Raw genomic sequence first — 14,715 nt, 5'->3', positions numbered from 1 at the left:
TAGTCATGCCTTTCCATGACGTAAAATGGTATTACTTCACCTATCCATGAGTGAGATTCATCGTCATGCTGGAGCGCATCCACCTCAGCATCGTGCAGCAGGTCGAGCAGCAGGGCTCGCTCACCGCCGCCGCCGGCGTGCTCAACCTGACCCAGTCGGCGCTCAGCCACAGCATGAAGAAGCTGGAGCAGCAGCTGGGTACCGAGGTCTGGCTGCGTGAGGGTCGCAGCCTGCGGCTGACCCAGGCCGGACAGTACCTGCTGGCAGTGGCCAACCGGGTGCTGCCGCAGCTGGACCTGGCCGAGGAGCGCCTGCGCCAGTTCGCGCAGGGCGAGCGTGGTGCGCTGCGCATCGGCATGGAGTGCCATCCCTGCTACCAGTGGCTGTTGAAGATCGTCTCACCGTACCTGGCGGCATGGCCGGACGTGGATGTGGACGTCAAGCAGAAGTTCCAGTTCGGCGGTATCGGCGCATTGTTCGGCTACGAGATCGACCTGCTGGTTACCCCCGACCCGCTGCTGAAGCCGGGCCTGAAGTTCATTCCCGTGTTCGACTACGAACAGGTGCTGGTGGTGGCCGGGAACCATGCCCTGGCCAAGGTGGACCACGTAAAGCCGCGCCAGCTCGGCCAGGAAGTGCTGATCAGTTATCCGGTGCCGTTCGAGCGCCTGGACATCTACAACCAGTTCCTGCTGCCGGCCGGCATCACGCCGCGGCGCCACAAGGCCATCGAAACCACCGACATCATGATGCAGATGGTGGCCAGCGGCCGCGGCGTGGCTGCCATGCCGCGCTGGCTGGTGGAGGAGTACGCCACGCGCATGGACGTGGTGCCCGTGCGCCTGGGCGCCAAGGGCATCCCCAAGCAGATCTACCTGGGCGCGCGCGAGGCCGATACCGGTATCGACTACCTGCAGGCCTTCATCGAACTGGCCCGCAACAGCTCGCCGCTTGCCGGCAATGCACGCGAGGCGCGCTGATGCCGGCCGGTACCTCAGCGCACGCGGAAGCCTTCATCAACGCCTTTTCACTGGAAGTCAGCGCGAAGGCCATGCCCGCGCTGCGCGCCGAGGCGGATCGGATCCCGCGCGGTACGGTCATCTCCATTCCCTGGCTGGCCAGCGAGGATGACGACGCCCGCCTGGCCGCCGTGCGCACCGTGCGCGCGCTCGGATTCGAGCCGATGCCGCATCTCTCCGCGCGGCGCATCGGGTCACGCACAGCGCTTGAACGCTTCCTGGAGCGCGCCACCAGCGAAGCCGGGGTGGAGCGCTGCCTGCTGATCGCCGGTGACCTCGCGACGCCTGCCGGGCCGTTTGCCGACAGTGCTTCGATCATCGAGACCGGGCGTCTTGAGCGTTTCGGCATCAAGGTCGTAGGTATCGGCGGGCATCCGGAAGGCCATCCGGCGATGAGCGGCGACGCTCGCTGGCAGGTACTCGAACGCAAGTGCCAGGCCATCGAAGCGCGCCGCATGGCGCCTGTGATCGTCACCCAGTTCGCCTTCGATGCCGATGCCGTGCTGGCCTGGCTGGATGCACTGCGCGCGCGCGGCATCAGCGTTCCGGTGCTGGTCGGCGTGCCGGGCCCGGCCAGCGTCTCTCGCCTGCTGCGCTACGCCGCGATGTGCGGCGTAGGCGCCAGTGCATCGATGCTCGCCAAGTACGGCATCTCGATCGGCCGCCTGCTCGGCACGGCAGGGCCGGAGGTGTTCGTCGATCGCCTGGTGAAGGGGCTGACCCGCGCCCATGGCCAGGTCAGCCCGCATTTCTTCCCGTTCGGCGGTGTTGCGCCGTCGCTGGAGTGGGTGGCGCAGTACCGGCGGCGCATTTCCATCAGCCAGCGCCGATGATCTGCGTCATGGCATGGATCGCGTTGTCCGGGTGCCGGGTTGATCCAGCGAAGGCGCCGGCCTGGAAAGCCTCCCATTGCAGCGACTCATGCCCAGGTCGAGGCGCTCTGCAATGCCCTGCGGGTTGATGTCTCCGGCGCGATTGATCAGTACGACGAGCGTTCTTCGATCGGTGGGACGGTGCCGGAGATACCCGGTAAAGCCTGCGGTCCCGCCGCCATGGCCGACTACCTTTCCGCCATCGGAAACTTCCCAGCCGGCCCCCCAGCCCGCCTTGCTGCCATTGGCGAGGAGTGTGTCGCACCACATCCGCTTCAGGGCCGCCTCGGGCAACAGTCGATGCTGGTCCAGCGCCACAGCAAAGCGCGCCATGTCGTCGATGCTGGCGAGCAGGCCGCCGGCGGCCCATGCCGAGCCCGGAGCAGTGGGCGGTGGTGCGCGCCAGTGGCCATCCTGGAACAGATGCCCCTGGGCAACCCGGCGCCGATCGCCTGCACGACGCGGTCCCGCATCGCGCATGCCCAGCGGCGACAGTATCTCCTCCTGCAGAACCCGCCAGTAGTCCATGCCGGTTGCATGCTCTATGGCCAGGCCGAGCAGGATGTAGTTCGTATTGGAATAGGCGTGCCGCGCACCGGGCGCAAACGCCAGCGGCCGCTCGGCCACCTCTGCGAGCAATTCACGGGGGGCTGGATTCGTCGGCATCAACCGCAGGAAATTTTCTTCATTCAGATAGTTGGGAATGCCTGAGGTATGGCTCAGCAGCTGCAGCAGCGAAGTGGATGCCCATGCGGAAGGCAACCCTTCCATGTACTGGCCGATGGGCGCGGTGACGTCGAGCAGATGCCGCTGCTGGAGCCGGAAAATCAGCAGGGCCGTGAACAGCTTGGTGATCGACCCCAGTTCGAACACGGTATGGCGATCAATCGGTGCAGGCCGGGTGTCATCGAGCCGCCCGGTCGTGCACAGCGCGGCAATGCGCCCGTGATCAACCAGAACGGCCGCCATGCCAGGCTGCCGTTCGGCCTGCAGCAATGCGGTCAGCGAACCGCATCCCGCCAACGTCGCCCGGCTCGCCAGCGCCGATGGTGCTGACAGGCCGAAGCCAGTGGCCAGCAGCGCCGCACACAGGCGACGTCGAACAGGGTCGTGGTACATGCACGTGGCTCGCAGCGGCGTCGTGGTGATGGTAGCGCGGACTGAGGGCCGGCCCGCGCAGGGTGCACCGGGTGAATCCACCCCGACAGCTGCCGGGGACGCGCAGCATGCCGGCGGGTCATCCGCGATGGCTGACAGCTGTCACTGGCTGCAACCCGGGCGGAAGCGAATAGTGAGCGCCAAGGCGAGGGCACCTCGCCACCACTCAGCCACCACTCATCAAGGGGACCGCTCATGAACATGCTCCAGCAACTCGCCTCGCAGACGCCGATCTGGGTCTGGCTGCTCCTGGCCTTCCTGGTCACCCGTGGCATCGCCGCCATGAAGCCTGCAGAAACCTCGCTGCACAAACTGGCGATCGTGCCCGCGCTGTTCGCCGTCTGGGGCGCGTGGTCGATCAGTCATCGCTTCGGCGCGTCGCTGGCCGCCTGGAGCGAGTGGCTTGCCGGCATAGCCACGGGCGCGGCACTTGCCTGGCTGCTGCTGAATCGATTGAAGCTGACGCTGGACCGCAGCACCGGCAAGCTCTGGCGCAGCGCGGACTTCAGCCTGCTGCCGCTGCTGCTGGTCACCTTCCTGGTGAAGTACGGCTTCGAAGTCGCGTTTGCGGTGTCGCCGTCGCTGTCCGCCAGTGCCGGCTTCAGTGCCGCCTACCTGCTGCTGACGGGCGGGTTCACTGGCATCTTCGTCGGCAAGTACTGCCGGTACCTGGCCTCGTTGCGGATGGATGCGGCAGGCAAGGGGCTGGAAACCGCAGGCTGATTGACCTGGTAGTGCCGGCCGCTGGCCGGCTTCCCCATGCAGCGTTGCGCGGGGCTGGCGCAGGCGTCACGATGCCCGCCACTGGCCAACACCGGAAACGCTGACGTCATGAAGACCACATCCTGGTTCTGGATCAACGTGGCCAGTCACTTCGGCATTGTCGCAGCCCTGGCTTGGCTGCCCGCACGGTGGACGGGGCAACTTGTGGAAGCCCTGGCCGGGACTCAGCCGGCTATCGGCGACACCCGCCATTTGGCCTTCATAGGCTCCATGTTCGGCTTCTGCGTGACCGCACTGATCCTGATGGGGGTGTTGACTGTCACCGGCGAACTGCTGGGTTTCTCCAGGCCCTATGCGCGACGGTCGGAGGCCCAGAACGAAGCGCAGGCCGTCCACCGGAAGGTACTGCTGACTGCGTTCGCCACGCTCTCATGGGTGGCCGTGGGATCGCTTGCAGGTATTGCGTCGATCTTCGCGGCCTCGTCATGAAGGGCGGCCCCGTCAGCGCCCCGTGTGCCGGAACGGATGGGTGCGTGAACTGCGGGGCTGCTCACGCCTCCCCACGCCACTGGCTCATCAGCATCTGCAGGAATCGCTCCGCCGTGGGCGAGAGCAGGGCGCCGCGGCGGCGGACGATGCCGATCGTGCGTGACACCACCGGGTTGCCGATCGCGCGCGTCACCAGGGTGGGGTGATCCCCATCTGGCGTAGCCATCTTCGGCAGCACCGACACCCCGATGCCCGCCTCGACCATGCCCAGTGACGTCGACAGGTGGGTCACTTCGTAGTGCCAGCTCAACTTGAGGTTCTCGCGCGCCAGCGCACCATCCAGCAGCGTCCGGTTGCCGCTGGTGCGATGCACGGTGATCAACTGGTGCTCGGCCAAGTCGGCCCATTCCACTTTGCGCTTGCGCGCCAGCGGATGATCGCGCCGGCAGGCGAGGACGAAGGGGTCCTCAGCCAGCACGTCGAAGTCGAGATTCGGATCGTTGGCGCCCATGAAGTTGATGCCGAACTCGACTTCGCCACGTTCCACTGCCTGCAGACCCTCCGTGGCCGGGATATCCAGGATGCGGAAGCGAACGTTCGGGTGCGCTTCGTGGAAACGCGCCATCACGCTGGGCAGGAAGTAGAACGCCGCCGTCGGCAGGCAGGCGATGGTCACTGTCGCGCCGCGGGTGTCTTCGCGGCCGCGCAGCGAGAACAGTGATCCATCGAATTCCTCCAGCATGCGGCGCACCAGTGGCAGCAGGTTCTCGCCGACAGCGGTGGTACTGACGCTGCGCGTGGTGCGCTCCAGCAGCGGCGAGCCCACCGCCTGCTCCAGTTTCTGGATCCGGCGGCTGAGTGCGGGCTGGGAGACGTGAAGGATTTCCGCGGCCCGATGAAAGCTGCGTGTCTCCGACACCAGCAGGAACGCACGCAGATCGAGGATTTCGCAATTGATGCTCATCAGGTATCAATCATCCAAAAAACAGCAATTCACAGATCAATTGGGGTCATGCCAGTATCGAATCACAGAGGGGTCATTCATCCCCTATACGCATCAATCTAGCACACGTATGTCCAACGATCTGCTCAGCATTCCCTGCGTGCTCATGCGCGGCGGCACCTCCAAGGGCCCGTTCTTCCTGGCCAGCGACCTGCCGGCGGACACCGCCGAACGCGATCGCCTGCTGCTGGAAGTGATGGGCTCGGGACATCCGCTGCAGATCGACGGCATCGGCGGTGGCAACGCGCTGACCAGCAAGGTGGCGATCATCGACCGCTCCAGCCACCCGGACGCCGATGTCGACTACCTGTTCGCCCAGGTACGGGTCGAGCAGCAAGTGGTGGATACCTCGCCCAACTGCGGCAACATGCTGGCGGCCGTAGGCCCGTATGCCATCGAGCGTGGGCTGGTGCAGGCGCAGGATCCGCAGACCGAAGTGCGCATCCACAACGTCAACACCGGCAAGTTGATCATCGCCACGGTGGAAACGCCGGGCGGCAATGTGGCCTACCGCGGTGATACGCGCATTGCCGGCGCGCCGGGCTCAGCCGCGCCGGTCAGGCTGTCCTTCCTTGATGCGGCAGGCGCCCGCACCGGCAAGCTGCTGCCCAGCGGGCATGCGCAGGAAACCATCAATGGCGTGCCGGCCAGCCTGGTGGACTGCGCCATGCCGATGATGCTGGTGCGTGCCGAAGACCTGGGCGTGCGCGGTGATGCCTCGCCCGCCGAACTGAACGCGGACGCGGCGTTCATGCGCCGACTGGAAGCGCTGCGCATCGAGGCGGGCGCCCGCATGGGCATCGCCGACGCCGGCAACAAGGTCATTCCCAAGCCGGTGCTGCTGTCGGCGGCGCAGCAGGGCGGCGATCTGCAGGTGCGCTATTTCATGCCGCACCAATGCCACACCGCACTGGCCATTACCGGCGCGGTCGGCCTGGCCACCGCCGCCGTCACGCCGGGCACGCTGGCCCACACTTTGGTCGGATGCCGGTCCGTTCCCGGCAGCATTACCCTCGAACATCCGAGTGGGGCGCTGGAGGTGGGCCTCAGTCGCAGCTCGGGCGATTCGCCGGTGATTGCCAGCGTGGTCCGCACCGCACGCCGCTTGTTCGAGGGGCGCGTGTACGCGACTTCGCCCGCGCCCGCCACGGCCAGTGCCACCCAAGCCCGCCAATGGACGTCAGCGGCATGATCTGAACCCGGACGGGCCTGCGTAGACGCGCATGCCCGCCATTACAACGTAGATGCTTCACTCCTGGGAGGGATGATGTACAAGCAGTTCTTGATGGCCGCGCTGTGCGTGGCCGGGCTGGCCGCGGCCGGATGCAGCAACAGCGGGCGCGTGGAAGGCGCGGCCGCCGGCAGCAGCGACAACGCACCGGTGCGCATCAGCGTCGGCTCCTACAACCTCAACAACCTGCCGTTCTTCATTGCCGACGCCAAGGGCTACTTCAAGGACGTCGGCCTGCAGGTGAAGACCGAGAACTTCGCCCAGGGCGGCTCCAAGGTGCTGCAGGCGCTGGTGGCCAATTCCACCGACGTAGCCGTCGGCTTCTACGACCACACCATCCAGATGCAGGCCAAGGGCAAGGACGTGGTGGGCTTCGTACTGCTCTCGCGCAACTCCGGCCTGGTGATGGCCGGCCGCGAGGATGCCACCTTCGATCCGGCGCGCCCGGAGACCATCAAGGGCCAGAAGGTCGGGATCACCGCACCGGGCTCCTCGTCCGACTTCTTCGTCCATCACTTCCTCGCCCAGCACGACATTCCGGCCGACAGCATCTCATTGATCGGGGTCGGCTCGGGCGCCGCAGCAGTGGCCGCGCTGGAGCAGGGCAAGATCGACCTGCTGGTCAACTATGATCCCGCCGCCACCCTGATCACCGAGCGCAAGGTCGGCAGGATCCTCCTCGACGCGCGCAGCGACGACGGCGCCCGCCAGGTCTATGGCGGCCTGTACCCGACCTCGGTGATGTACGCCAACCAGAGCTTCCTGGACAAGCGCCCCGAAGCGGCCGAGAAGATCGCCCGCGCCGAGCAGATGGCCTTGAAGTTCATCGCCGACAACAGTGCTGAAGACATCGTCGCTGCGCTGCCGGACAGCTACGTCTCCGGTGACCGCGCCACCTATGCCCGCGCAGTGGAGAACGCGCGCGCGATCTTCACCCGGGACGGTCACTTCACGCCTGCCGATCTGGAAACACCGCTGAAGGTGCTGCGTGAGTTCAACACGGATGTCGCCAAGGCCGATATCGATCTGTCCCGGACCTACACCAATGCCTTCGTCGAGCGTGCCAACGCTGCGGCGCCGGCTGCCCAACCGTAAGCGGAGGTAACCCATGGCCCTCAATGCCACCGTGCGCCAGTTCAATGGCGCGCCGCAGCTGGAGCCTGCACAGACCATGGTCGCCATCAACAAGGTGACCATGTCCTTCGGCGAATTCACCGCCGTACGCGATGTCGACATCCAGGTGGGTGACGGCGAGTTCCTTGCCATCGTCGGGCCGACCGGCTGCGGCAAGAGCACCATCCTCAATTCCGTGGCGGGCCTGCTGAAGCCGTCGTCGGGCCAGGTCAGCATCGATGGCCGTGCCGTCAGCGGCGTGCAGGAGTCGGTCGGCTACCTGTTCCAGCAGGACGCGCTGCTGCCGTGGAAGACCGCGTACCAGAATGTTGAACTCGGCCTGCGCTTCCGTGGTGTGCCCGAGGCCGAACGCAAGGCCAAGGCCAACGCTTGGCTGGCCAAGGTCGGCCTGGCCGGCTTCGAGCATCGCTACCCGCACCAGCTGTCCGGTGGCCAGCGCAAGCGCGTGCAGATGGCCCAGGCGTTGATCGTCGAGCCGAAGGTGATCCTGATGGATGAACCCTTCTCGGCGCTGGACATCCACACCCGCCATCTGATGCAGAACGAGCTGCTGCGGTTGTGGCAGGAGGATCGCCGCTCGGTGATCCTGATCACCCACGACCTGGAAGAAGCCATCGCCCTGGGCGACCGCGTGGTGGTGCTGTCCTCCGGCCCGGCCAGCCGCGTGGTGCGCAGTTTCGATGTGGATCTGGAACGGCCGAGGAACGTGGCCGAGATCAAGCTGGATGACCGTTTCACCGACCTGTACCGCGACATCTGGGCCTGCCTGCGCGGCGAAGTGGAGAAGAGCTATGCACGCCAAGACTGACAAATTCATCCAGCTCGCGCTGGTGGTTGCCGTGTTCGGTGGCTGGGAAGGCGGCATCGCGCTGGGCGTGATCGATCCGTTCTTCTTCCCATCGCCAACCGCCATCGTGCAGCAGGCCTGGACCTGGCTGTCCGATACGTCGTTCTATCAGCATGTCTACATCACGCTGACCGAAACCGCGCTGGGCTACATCATCGGCACCGGCCTGGGTGTGGCCGGCGGCGTCTGGCTCGGCCTGAGCCGCCGCTCGGCACGCATCCTCGATCCCTTCATCAAGGGCTTCAACGCGATTCCGCGCGTGGTGCTGGCGCCGATTTTCGTGCTGTGGCTGGGCCTGGGGCTGTGGTCGAAGGTGGCGCTGGCGGTCACGCTGGTGTTCTTCACCACGTTCTTCAATGCCATGCAGGGCGTGCGCGAGGTGAATCCGGTGGTGCTGGCCAATGCCCGCATCCTGGGGGCGAGCCGCAGCGACCTGCTGCGCCATGTCTACTTCCCCGCAGCGGCGAGCTGGATCCTGTCTTCGCTGCGCACCTCGGTGGGCTTCGCGGTGGTCGGCGCGATCATCGGTGAGTACCTCGGGGCCTCGGCGGGCCTGGGTTACCTGATCGCGCAGGCCGAGGGCAACTTCAATGCCGTGGGTGTGTTCGCCGGCATCATCATCCTGGCCGCCTTCGTGCTGGTCATCGACGCGCTGCTGGACGTGGTCGAGAACAAGCTGATCACCTGGCGTCCCAACGCGCAGGCACAGGCCACCAGCTGACCGGGCCGGGCTGAGCCCGCCTGCCGCGCCGCCGGGCCGATCCGGCGGCGCGCGCTTCCTCCCCCGATCTTCCCCCGCACCACCGCAACAGGCCAGCGCCGGGCCAGGCGGCCGGCTGGCCGGAGAGAGAGCCCATGAATCATTCCACCGTGCTGCCGCTGGCAGTGCTGCCGGTCGCGCTTGGCCTGCTGTTGGCCAGTGGCCATGTTGGCGCCCAGGCTGTTTCGTCCCCTCCCGCACCACTGAGCCAGGCCGAACTCTCACGCCTGGTGCAGCAGCAGGCACTGCAGATCCAGCAACTGGAGGCGCGCCTGCGTGCCGTGGAGGGCGGGCAGGGCAGTGCGGGCGCACCGTCAACGCCGCCCCCGCCTGCGCTGGAAACGCGGGTGGCCGCACTGGAAACCAGCCAGTCCAGACTGCCGAAGGTCTCCTGGGCCAAGGGTGCGCCGGAGTTCAGCAGTGCCGATGGCGCCGTGGCGTTCCGTCCGCGCGGACGCCTGTTCGTCGACGCATCCAGCACCGACGGATCCTCAGTGAGTGACCGCAATATCTCCGGTACCGAGATCCGCTCGGTGCGGCTGGGCGCCGAAGGCCGCTACGGTATCCTCGGCTGGGCAGTGGAAGGTGACTTCGCCGACAACGCGGTGGCGTGGAAGTCGGTCTACGCCACCGTGGAACACCGCCTGTTCGGGCTGCCGGCCGACCTGACCGTGGGCAACCGCCTCAACGACCGGGGTATCGACGGCTCCAGCAGCACGTCCAACACGCCGTTCCAGGACCGCAACGTGGTCGGCACGCTGATGCTGCCGCAGCGCGGCCTGTTCGGTGTCGGGCTCACCGAGCGGGTGTATGGAAAGGGCTGGCATGCCAGCCTGTCGGTAGCCGGCAACGACCTCAACAACGCCGGCACCGACAACGACAGCCAGACCTGGGCCACCCGCGTCCACTGGAATCCGCTGGACACTGCCGACGCCACGGTGCATCTGGGCGCATGGGCCTTCCACGAGAAGATTCCCACCGGGGCCACCGGCGTGGTGCGCAGTTCGGCCATCGCGGGGCATTTCAACGATCTGGTCAGGATCACACCGGGCACGCTGGTGGGCGCCGAGCGCAGCACCGCCTACGGTGCGGAACTGGCCGGCTTCTTCGGCCCGGCGTGGGCAACCGGCGAGTGGGGTACGCGAAGCCTGCGCGGGGCCGATGCCGGCGGGCGCTATGATCGCGACCACGAGGCGTGGGCGATCTCCGCTGGCTGGTTCCTGGCGGGCGCGCTGCCGTCCTACTCGGGCAAGGCCGGCACGTGGGGCAAGGTAAAGGTGGCCGATCCGGTGACGCGCGGCGGCAGTGGCGCGTGGGAGCTGAAGGGCCGCTATGAGGACGTGGACTATGCCGAACTGCCCAGTGGTGGTACCGGCCACGCGTGGACACTGGGCGCGAACTGGTACCTCAACGATTTCAGCCGGGTGATGTTCGAAGCCGTGCGCTGGCAGACCCGCCACCGCAGCGGCAGTGCTGCGGGCAGGGATGAAGGCACCACCTTCAATACCCGTCTGCAGTTGGCCTTCTAGGGCCGGGCCGCCGCCTGCATTCTGGTCACAGCAGCAACAACGCAGCGATGAGTGCAGGCGGCATCACCAGCGCGCCGACGCGCAGGAAGTCGAGCGCGCTGACATGCTCGCCCTCGCGGCGCAGCGCCACCAGCCACAGCATCGTCGCCAGCGAACCGGTGACCGACAGGTTGGGTCCCAGATCCACGCCGACCAGCAATGCGGCACGGGTCTGCGCGGGCAGGTCGGCCATCTGGCCCAGCGAACCGGCGGCCAGGCCGACCGGCAGATTGTTGGCCACGTTGCTCAGCAGCGCGGCCGCGCCCCCGGCCAGCCAGCTGGCCTGGCGGGGAGATGCCTGCGCCACGGCCTGCAGTGCGCTGGCCGCGCTCTGGATGACACCGGTCTGCGCCACCGCTTCCACCAGCACGAACAGTCCCGCCACCAGCGGCAGCACGCCCCAGGACACGTGGCGCAGCAGTGGCAGCGGGCTGCGCCGCTGGCGGATCGCCACCACCGCCACACTCAGCGCGCCCGCGCAGAACGTGGTCAGGCCCAATGGCCCGTTCAAGGCGGACGTGACCAGCAACACGGTGCCGGTGAACAGCACGCCCAGTGCGCTCAGCCGGCCGCCGTCGGTCAACGGGCGATGCGCCGGCGCGGCCACCAGCGGCTGGGCGATCTCGCGCCGGTGCACCCAGCGCAGGACCAGGTAGGTGGCACCGATCGCCGCCGCCGACGGCAGCGCGAACTGCGCCAGCCACTGCAGCAGCGGCGGCATGTGCTGGCCGTACACCACCAGGTTGGCCGGATTGGAAATGGGCAGCACGAAGCTGGCCGCATTGGCGATGAATGCACAGACGAACAGGTAGGGCAGGGGATTGGCGCGCGCCGCCTTGCAGGCGGCGTAGACCGCCGGGGTCAACACCACGGCTGTCGCATCATTGGAAAGAAAGACTGTCACCAGCGTGCCGACCAGGAATACCAGGTCGAACAGGCGTCGCCCGGATCCGCCCGCATGCCGCACCGCGTACAACGCCAGCCAATCGAACAGGCCTTCGCGCCGCGCCAGTTCGGCCAGCACCATCATGCCGACCAGGAACAGGTAGACGTCGCGGCCTTCGGCCACCGCGCCCCATGCGGTGTGCAGCGACACTGCGCCCAGCAACGGCAACAGGGCGGCAGCGCCCAGCGCCCACACATATTCGGGGATGCGGAAAGGACGGAACAGCAGACCGAGGGTGGCAACGGCGACCGCTGCCCAGATCACGAGGGGGGCTTGGGGGGGGAGCATGGAGTGGGGCTTCAGCGGCACCTGCAGCGACCCCGGCGCAGGGGGGGGGCCTGGCGCGCGCGATCAGCGGATGGGCGGCCGCTGCAATCATCGCAGGTTCCGGGTCGCCGCATCATACCGTGCGGCGCGGCATGGCGACCGCTGCCGTCGACCGCGCTGCAGGTGGGCCGGGGCGGCGCCCAGCCCACGTTCAGCACTCAAGCGGGCCATGACTTCAGGCACTGCAGTGTGACTACACATGTAGTCAAGCTACGCACACACTCATTGGACGAGATTGCGATGCCAAGATCCTGCTGGTTGTCCTGCGCCCTGGCCCTGGTGTTCGGCATCGCCGGGCCCAGCCAAGCGGCGACACGTGCCGATGCCCTTGCCGCGATCGAGCGCAATGCACGCGCCGCGCATTCCGATGCGGTCCTGGTGATGCATGAGCGGGAGACGCTGCTTGAGCTGAAGCCCGCCGCCGGGCAGGAATCCGTTCACCTGATGTCGGCCACCAAGTCGGTCGTCGCGCTGGCCATTGCATTGCTGCTGGACGACGGAAAGCTGGCTTCGATCGATACGCCGGTCAGCCAGATCTATCCCGAATGGAAGCAGGGCAGGAAGCGCGCCATTACCGTGCGCATGCTGCTGGACCATACCTCGGGCCTGCAGAACGTGGCGAACGCGGGCGAAGAGCTGGAAGGGGCCCCGGACCTGGTCAGGCTGGCACTGGCCGCCGAGCTGAGCGATGCCCCGGGTGCCGTGTTCTCCTACAACAACAAGGCCACCAACCTGCTGCCCGGTATTGTCGAGCGCCTGGCAGGCGAGCCGCTGGATGCCTATGTGGACGCGCGCCTGTTCAAGCCCCTGGGCATTGCCCACTACACCTGGATGAAGGATGAGGCAGGCACCCCGCTGGGCATGGCCGGGCTGTCCCTGCGCGCGGCCGATCTTGCCGCCATCGGGCAACTGTTGCTGGACGGAGGCGTGGCGCCGGATGGCAAACGTCTCCTGAGTGAGCAGTCGGTCGCGTTGATGACGACCGAAAGCGCCCGTGCGCCAGATGTTGGGCTGCTGTGGTGGCGGATACCGGCCTGGGAACGCTACCAGCTCAAGCCCCGGCTACGGGATCTGCTGGTGAAAAGGGGCGTGGACGACGACGTACAGCGCGCACTGCAGGCCAGCGCAGGGCGAGTATTCGAAAGCCGCAGCACGCTGGTCGCCTTCCTCGCCGATCAACTGGGCGCGGACTGGTCCCAGCGCTACGGCAGCCAGATCTCCGCGCGCGGCCTGAAGCTCGCCGATCTCTACGACATCTCACGGGGGCCGGTCGTCGGCTTTGCCGCCAACGGCTACCTGGGCCAATACCTGATGATCGTTCCGGAACAGCGTGTCGTCGCAGTGCGCCTGATCCACCGGCGCCAGACCCACAACGCTCCTCAGGACGACTATCCCTCCTTCTTCGCCGATGTCCTGCAGTTGGCGCGGGCACTGCAATAGGCCCTGTCGCCATCATGTCCACGCGCGCTGAACATCTTCCTGGAGCGTTCTTCACTGGCATGCCGCCTAAAGTGGGATGACATCTTGGCCGCACACGTACTGAAGCATGTTTGATTATCAGGACTGGACCTTCCACGCCAATGGCCGAACGGTAGTGGCGCGGGTAGCGCTGGACGGTGAAGGTGGCGGCACCATCAACCGCTACCAGCTGGTGCCGGGACCGGCACAGTCGGGGTTGTGCATCAAGGTCGCCTCCCAGGACGAGGCCGCGCAGAAACTGGAGGCCGAAGTGATGAAGCTGCTGGGACCGGTGTGGTAGCCACTACGCCATGCCGGCCGCGCATCCGCATGTTGACGGCGGCATGACCGGCCCGGGCAACGGGCATCGCGCCGGATGCCCGTTGCATGAGGCCGCATACTAGGGCATCAGCACGGTGTCGACCACGTGGATGACGCCGTTGGACTGGCTGACATCTGCAGTGCTGATGCCTGCCTTGCCACCCTTTGCGTCGATGATCCAGAGCTTGCCATCGTGGAGCGCCACGGTGAGAGGCTCACCCTGCACGGTCTTGAGGGTGGCCTTGCCGCCGTGCTTGCGGGCATCGGCCAGAAGCTGCGCCGAACTGTAGCTGCCCGGGACGACGTGGTAGGTCAGGATCCGGGTCAGCTGTGCCTTGTTTTCCGGCTTCACCAGCGTATCGACAGTGCCTGCAGGCAATTTTTCGAAGGCCGCATTGGTGGGCGCGAAAACAGTGAAGGGCCCGGCGCCGTTGAGGGTGTCGACCAGGCCGGCTGCTTTGACCGCTGCAACGAGGGTGGTGTGATCCTTGGAATTGACGGCGTTCTCGACGATGGTCCTGGTGGGGTACATCTCTGCCCCGCCCACGATGACGGCGTTGGCGGCGAAAACTGAGGAGCCGGACGAAACGAGTAGGGCGAAGCCGACTGCGGCGGCGATGCGCTGAAGAGCGTTCACGGTGCGTTCCTTTCTGGATGACCCGCAAGTGCGGGCATCCTTCCTACGTCGGGTGCGCCTGACCGGATGCAGCAGCAGCCGGGTCATGAGCTGTGCCGCGCGCTGCTGGTTTGCTGCGCTGCATGGTGACAAGCGCGAACCGGGGTGATTACTCTCCGCTGCAACGCGATGGTAGCGCTACCAGTCGGACGGGGATCCAAGGTCCAGGGGCTGCCTTCTTTG

The 14,715-nt window shown here is 66.6% G+C and carries 15 protein-coding genes; 11 read left to right on the top strand and 4 right to left on the bottom strand.

Features of this window, described 5'->3' with window-relative positions:
* The first annotated feature begins 65 nt into the window (after positions 1-65).
* Together AC5P8J_RS05075 and AC5P8J_RS05070 are read left to right on the top strand one after the other, a co-directional pair.
* Positions 66-980 (top strand): LysR family transcriptional regulator, encoded by a 915-nt coding sequence (locus AC5P8J_RS05075; RefSeq protein WP_021202382.1) that lies wholly within the window; start codon positions 66-68, stop codon positions 978-980.
* Positions 980-1,852, top strand: coding sequence for a methylenetetrahydrofolate reductase (locus AC5P8J_RS05070; RefSeq protein WP_021202383.1), 873 nt, complete (start codon positions 980-982; stop codon positions 1,850-1,852). The genes AC5P8J_RS05075 and AC5P8J_RS05070 overlap by 1 nt, the downstream gene beginning before the upstream one ends.
* A gap of 6 nt (positions 1,853-1,858) precedes the next feature.
* Here the strand turns inward: AC5P8J_RS05070 and AC5P8J_RS05065 are convergent, their stop codons facing one another.
* The gene (locus AC5P8J_RS05065; RefSeq protein WP_021202384.1) at positions 1,859-3,010 is read right to left on the bottom strand and encodes a serine hydrolase domain-containing protein; all 1,152 of its coding nucleotides are present in this window, start codon (positions 3,008-3,010) and stop codon (positions 1,859-1,861) included.
* Between the two features lie 234 nt (positions 3,011-3,244).
* Between AC5P8J_RS05065 and AC5P8J_RS05060 the strand changes: the two genes are divergently transcribed.
* Together AC5P8J_RS05060 and AC5P8J_RS05055 are read left to right on the top strand one after the other, a co-directional pair.
* The gene (locus AC5P8J_RS05060; protein WP_021202385.1) at positions 3,245-3,772 is read left to right on the top strand and encodes a DUF6622 family protein; all 528 of its coding nucleotides are present in this window, start codon (positions 3,245-3,247) and stop codon (positions 3,770-3,772) included.
* A 108-nt stretch (positions 3,773-3,880) separates the two neighbouring features.
* Positions 3,881-4,261 (top strand): hypothetical protein, encoded by a 381-nt coding sequence (locus AC5P8J_RS05055; RefSeq protein ID WP_019337724.1) that lies wholly within the window; start codon positions 3,881-3,883, stop codon positions 4,259-4,261.
* 61 nt (positions 4,262-4,322) lie between these two features.
* Here AC5P8J_RS05055 and AC5P8J_RS05050 read toward each other — a convergent pair whose 3' ends face one another.
* On the bottom strand, positions 4,323-5,225 hold the full coding sequence (locus AC5P8J_RS05050) for a LysR family transcriptional regulator (RefSeq protein ID WP_010485668.1): 903 nt from the start codon (positions 5,223-5,225) through the stop codon (positions 4,323-4,325).
* 109 nt (positions 5,226-5,334) lie between these two features.
* Between AC5P8J_RS05050 and AC5P8J_RS05045 the strand changes: the two genes are divergently transcribed.
* The 5 genes from AC5P8J_RS05045 to AC5P8J_RS05025 all read left to right on the top strand — a co-directional run bounded on the left by AC5P8J_RS05045 (position 5,335) and on the right by AC5P8J_RS05025 (position 10,765).
* Positions 5,335-6,456: a 4-oxalomesaconate tautomerase gene (locus AC5P8J_RS05045; protein WP_021202386.1), complete on the top strand. Its 1,122-nt coding sequence runs from the start codon at positions 5,335-5,337 to the stop codon at positions 6,454-6,456.
* 75 nt (positions 6,457-6,531) lie between these two features.
* On the top strand, positions 6,532-7,590 hold the full coding sequence (locus AC5P8J_RS05040) for an ABC transporter substrate-binding protein (protein WP_495216653.1): 1,059 nt from the start codon (positions 6,532-6,534) through the stop codon (positions 7,588-7,590).
* A gap of 13 nt (positions 7,591-7,603) precedes the next feature.
* A complete protein-coding gene (locus AC5P8J_RS05035) occupies positions 7,604-8,437 on the top strand; it encodes an ABC transporter ATP-binding protein (RefSeq protein ID WP_014647218.1) in 834 nt (277 codons plus the stop codon).
* Positions 8,421-9,197: an ABC transporter permease gene (locus tag AC5P8J_RS05030; protein WP_005409726.1), complete on the top strand. Its 777-nt coding sequence runs from the start codon at positions 8,421-8,423 to the stop codon at positions 9,195-9,197. The genes AC5P8J_RS05035 and AC5P8J_RS05030 overlap by 17 nt, the downstream gene beginning before the upstream one ends.
* A 134-nt stretch (positions 9,198-9,331) precedes the next feature.
* Complete coding sequence (locus AC5P8J_RS05025; RefSeq protein ID WP_021202388.1) at positions 9,332-10,765, top strand: OprO/OprP family phosphate-selective porin; 1,434 nt, start codon at positions 9,332-9,334, stop codon at positions 10,763-10,765.
* A gap of 25 nt (positions 10,766-10,790) precedes the next feature.
* Here AC5P8J_RS05025 and AC5P8J_RS05020 read toward each other — a convergent pair whose 3' ends face one another.
* Positions 10,791-12,038 carry an arsenic transporter gene (locus AC5P8J_RS05020; protein WP_021202389.1) on the bottom strand — a complete coding sequence of 416 codons (1,248 nt, stop codon included), beginning with the start codon at positions 12,036-12,038 and terminating at the stop codon, positions 10,791-10,793.
* 297 nt (positions 12,039-12,335) lie between these two features.
* Here AC5P8J_RS05020 and AC5P8J_RS05015 point away from each other — a divergent pair, with 297 nt between their 5' ends.
* A complete protein-coding gene (locus AC5P8J_RS05015) occupies positions 12,336-13,517 on the top strand; it encodes a serine hydrolase domain-containing protein (protein WP_021202390.1) in 1,182 nt (393 codons plus the stop codon).
* Positions 13,518-13,623: 106 nt separating this feature from the next.
* Positions 13,624-13,836: a hypothetical protein gene (locus AC5P8J_RS05010; RefSeq protein WP_021202391.1), complete on the top strand. Its 213-nt coding sequence runs from the start codon at positions 13,624-13,626 to the stop codon at positions 13,834-13,836.
* 99 nt (positions 13,837-13,935) lie between these two features.
* Here AC5P8J_RS05010 and AC5P8J_RS05005 read toward each other — a convergent pair whose 3' ends face one another.
* A complete protein-coding gene (locus AC5P8J_RS05005; RefSeq protein ID WP_021202392.1) occupies positions 13,936-14,493 on the bottom strand; it encodes a fasciclin domain-containing protein in 558 nt (185 codons plus the stop codon).
* Positions 14,494-14,715 lie beyond the last annotated feature (222 nt).

The sequence above is a fragment of the Stenotrophomonas sp. YJH_SMC_37 genome (genome assembly GCF_059370035.1).
This window is presented reverse-complemented; position numbering and strand designations above follow the sequence as displayed.

Excerpts from the sequence above, each read along its gene's own strand:
- AC5P8J_RS05055 (WP_019337724.1), top strand. The coding sequence starts at position 3,881 with ATGAAGACCACATCCTGGTTCTGGATCAACGTGGCCAGTCACTTCGGC.
- AC5P8J_RS05010 (WP_021202391.1), top strand. The coding sequence starts at position 13,624 with ATGTTTGATTATCAGGACTGGACCTTCCACGCCAATGGCCGAACGGTA.
- AC5P8J_RS05020 (WP_021202389.1), bottom strand. The coding sequence starts at position 12,038 with ATGCTCCCCCCCCAAGCCCCCCTCGTGATCTGGGCAGCGGTCGCCGTT.
- AC5P8J_RS05045 (WP_021202386.1), top strand. The coding sequence starts at position 5,335 with ATGTCCAACGATCTGCTCAGCATTCCCTGCGTGCTCATGCGCGGCGGC.
- AC5P8J_RS05065 (WP_021202384.1), bottom strand. The coding sequence starts at position 3,010 with ATGTACCACGACCCTGTTCGACGTCGCCTGTGTGCGGCGCTGCTGGCC.
- AC5P8J_RS05050 (WP_010485668.1), bottom strand. The coding sequence starts at position 5,225 with ATGAGCATCAATTGCGAAATCCTCGATCTGCGTGCGTTCCTGCTGGTG.
- AC5P8J_RS05070 (WP_021202383.1), top strand. The coding sequence starts at position 980 with ATGCCGGCCGGTACCTCAGCGCACGCGGAAGCCTTCATCAACGCCTTT.
- AC5P8J_RS05035 (WP_014647218.1), top strand. The coding sequence starts at position 7,604 with ATGGCCCTCAATGCCACCGTGCGCCAGTTCAATGGCGCGCCGCAGCTG.
- AC5P8J_RS05025 (WP_021202388.1), top strand. The coding sequence starts at position 9,332 with ATGAATCATTCCACCGTGCTGCCGCTGGCAGTGCTGCCGGTCGCGCTT.
- AC5P8J_RS05030 (WP_005409726.1), top strand. The coding sequence starts at position 8,421 with ATGCACGCCAAGACTGACAAATTCATCCAGCTCGCGCTGGTGGTTGCC.
- AC5P8J_RS05060 (WP_021202385.1), top strand. The coding sequence starts at position 3,245 with ATGAACATGCTCCAGCAACTCGCCTCGCAGACGCCGATCTGGGTCTGG.
- AC5P8J_RS05040 (WP_495216653.1), top strand. The coding sequence starts at position 6,532 with ATGTACAAGCAGTTCTTGATGGCCGCGCTGTGCGTGGCCGGGCTGGCC.
- AC5P8J_RS05075 (WP_021202382.1), top strand. The coding sequence starts at position 66 with ATGCTGGAGCGCATCCACCTCAGCATCGTGCAGCAGGTCGAGCAGCAG.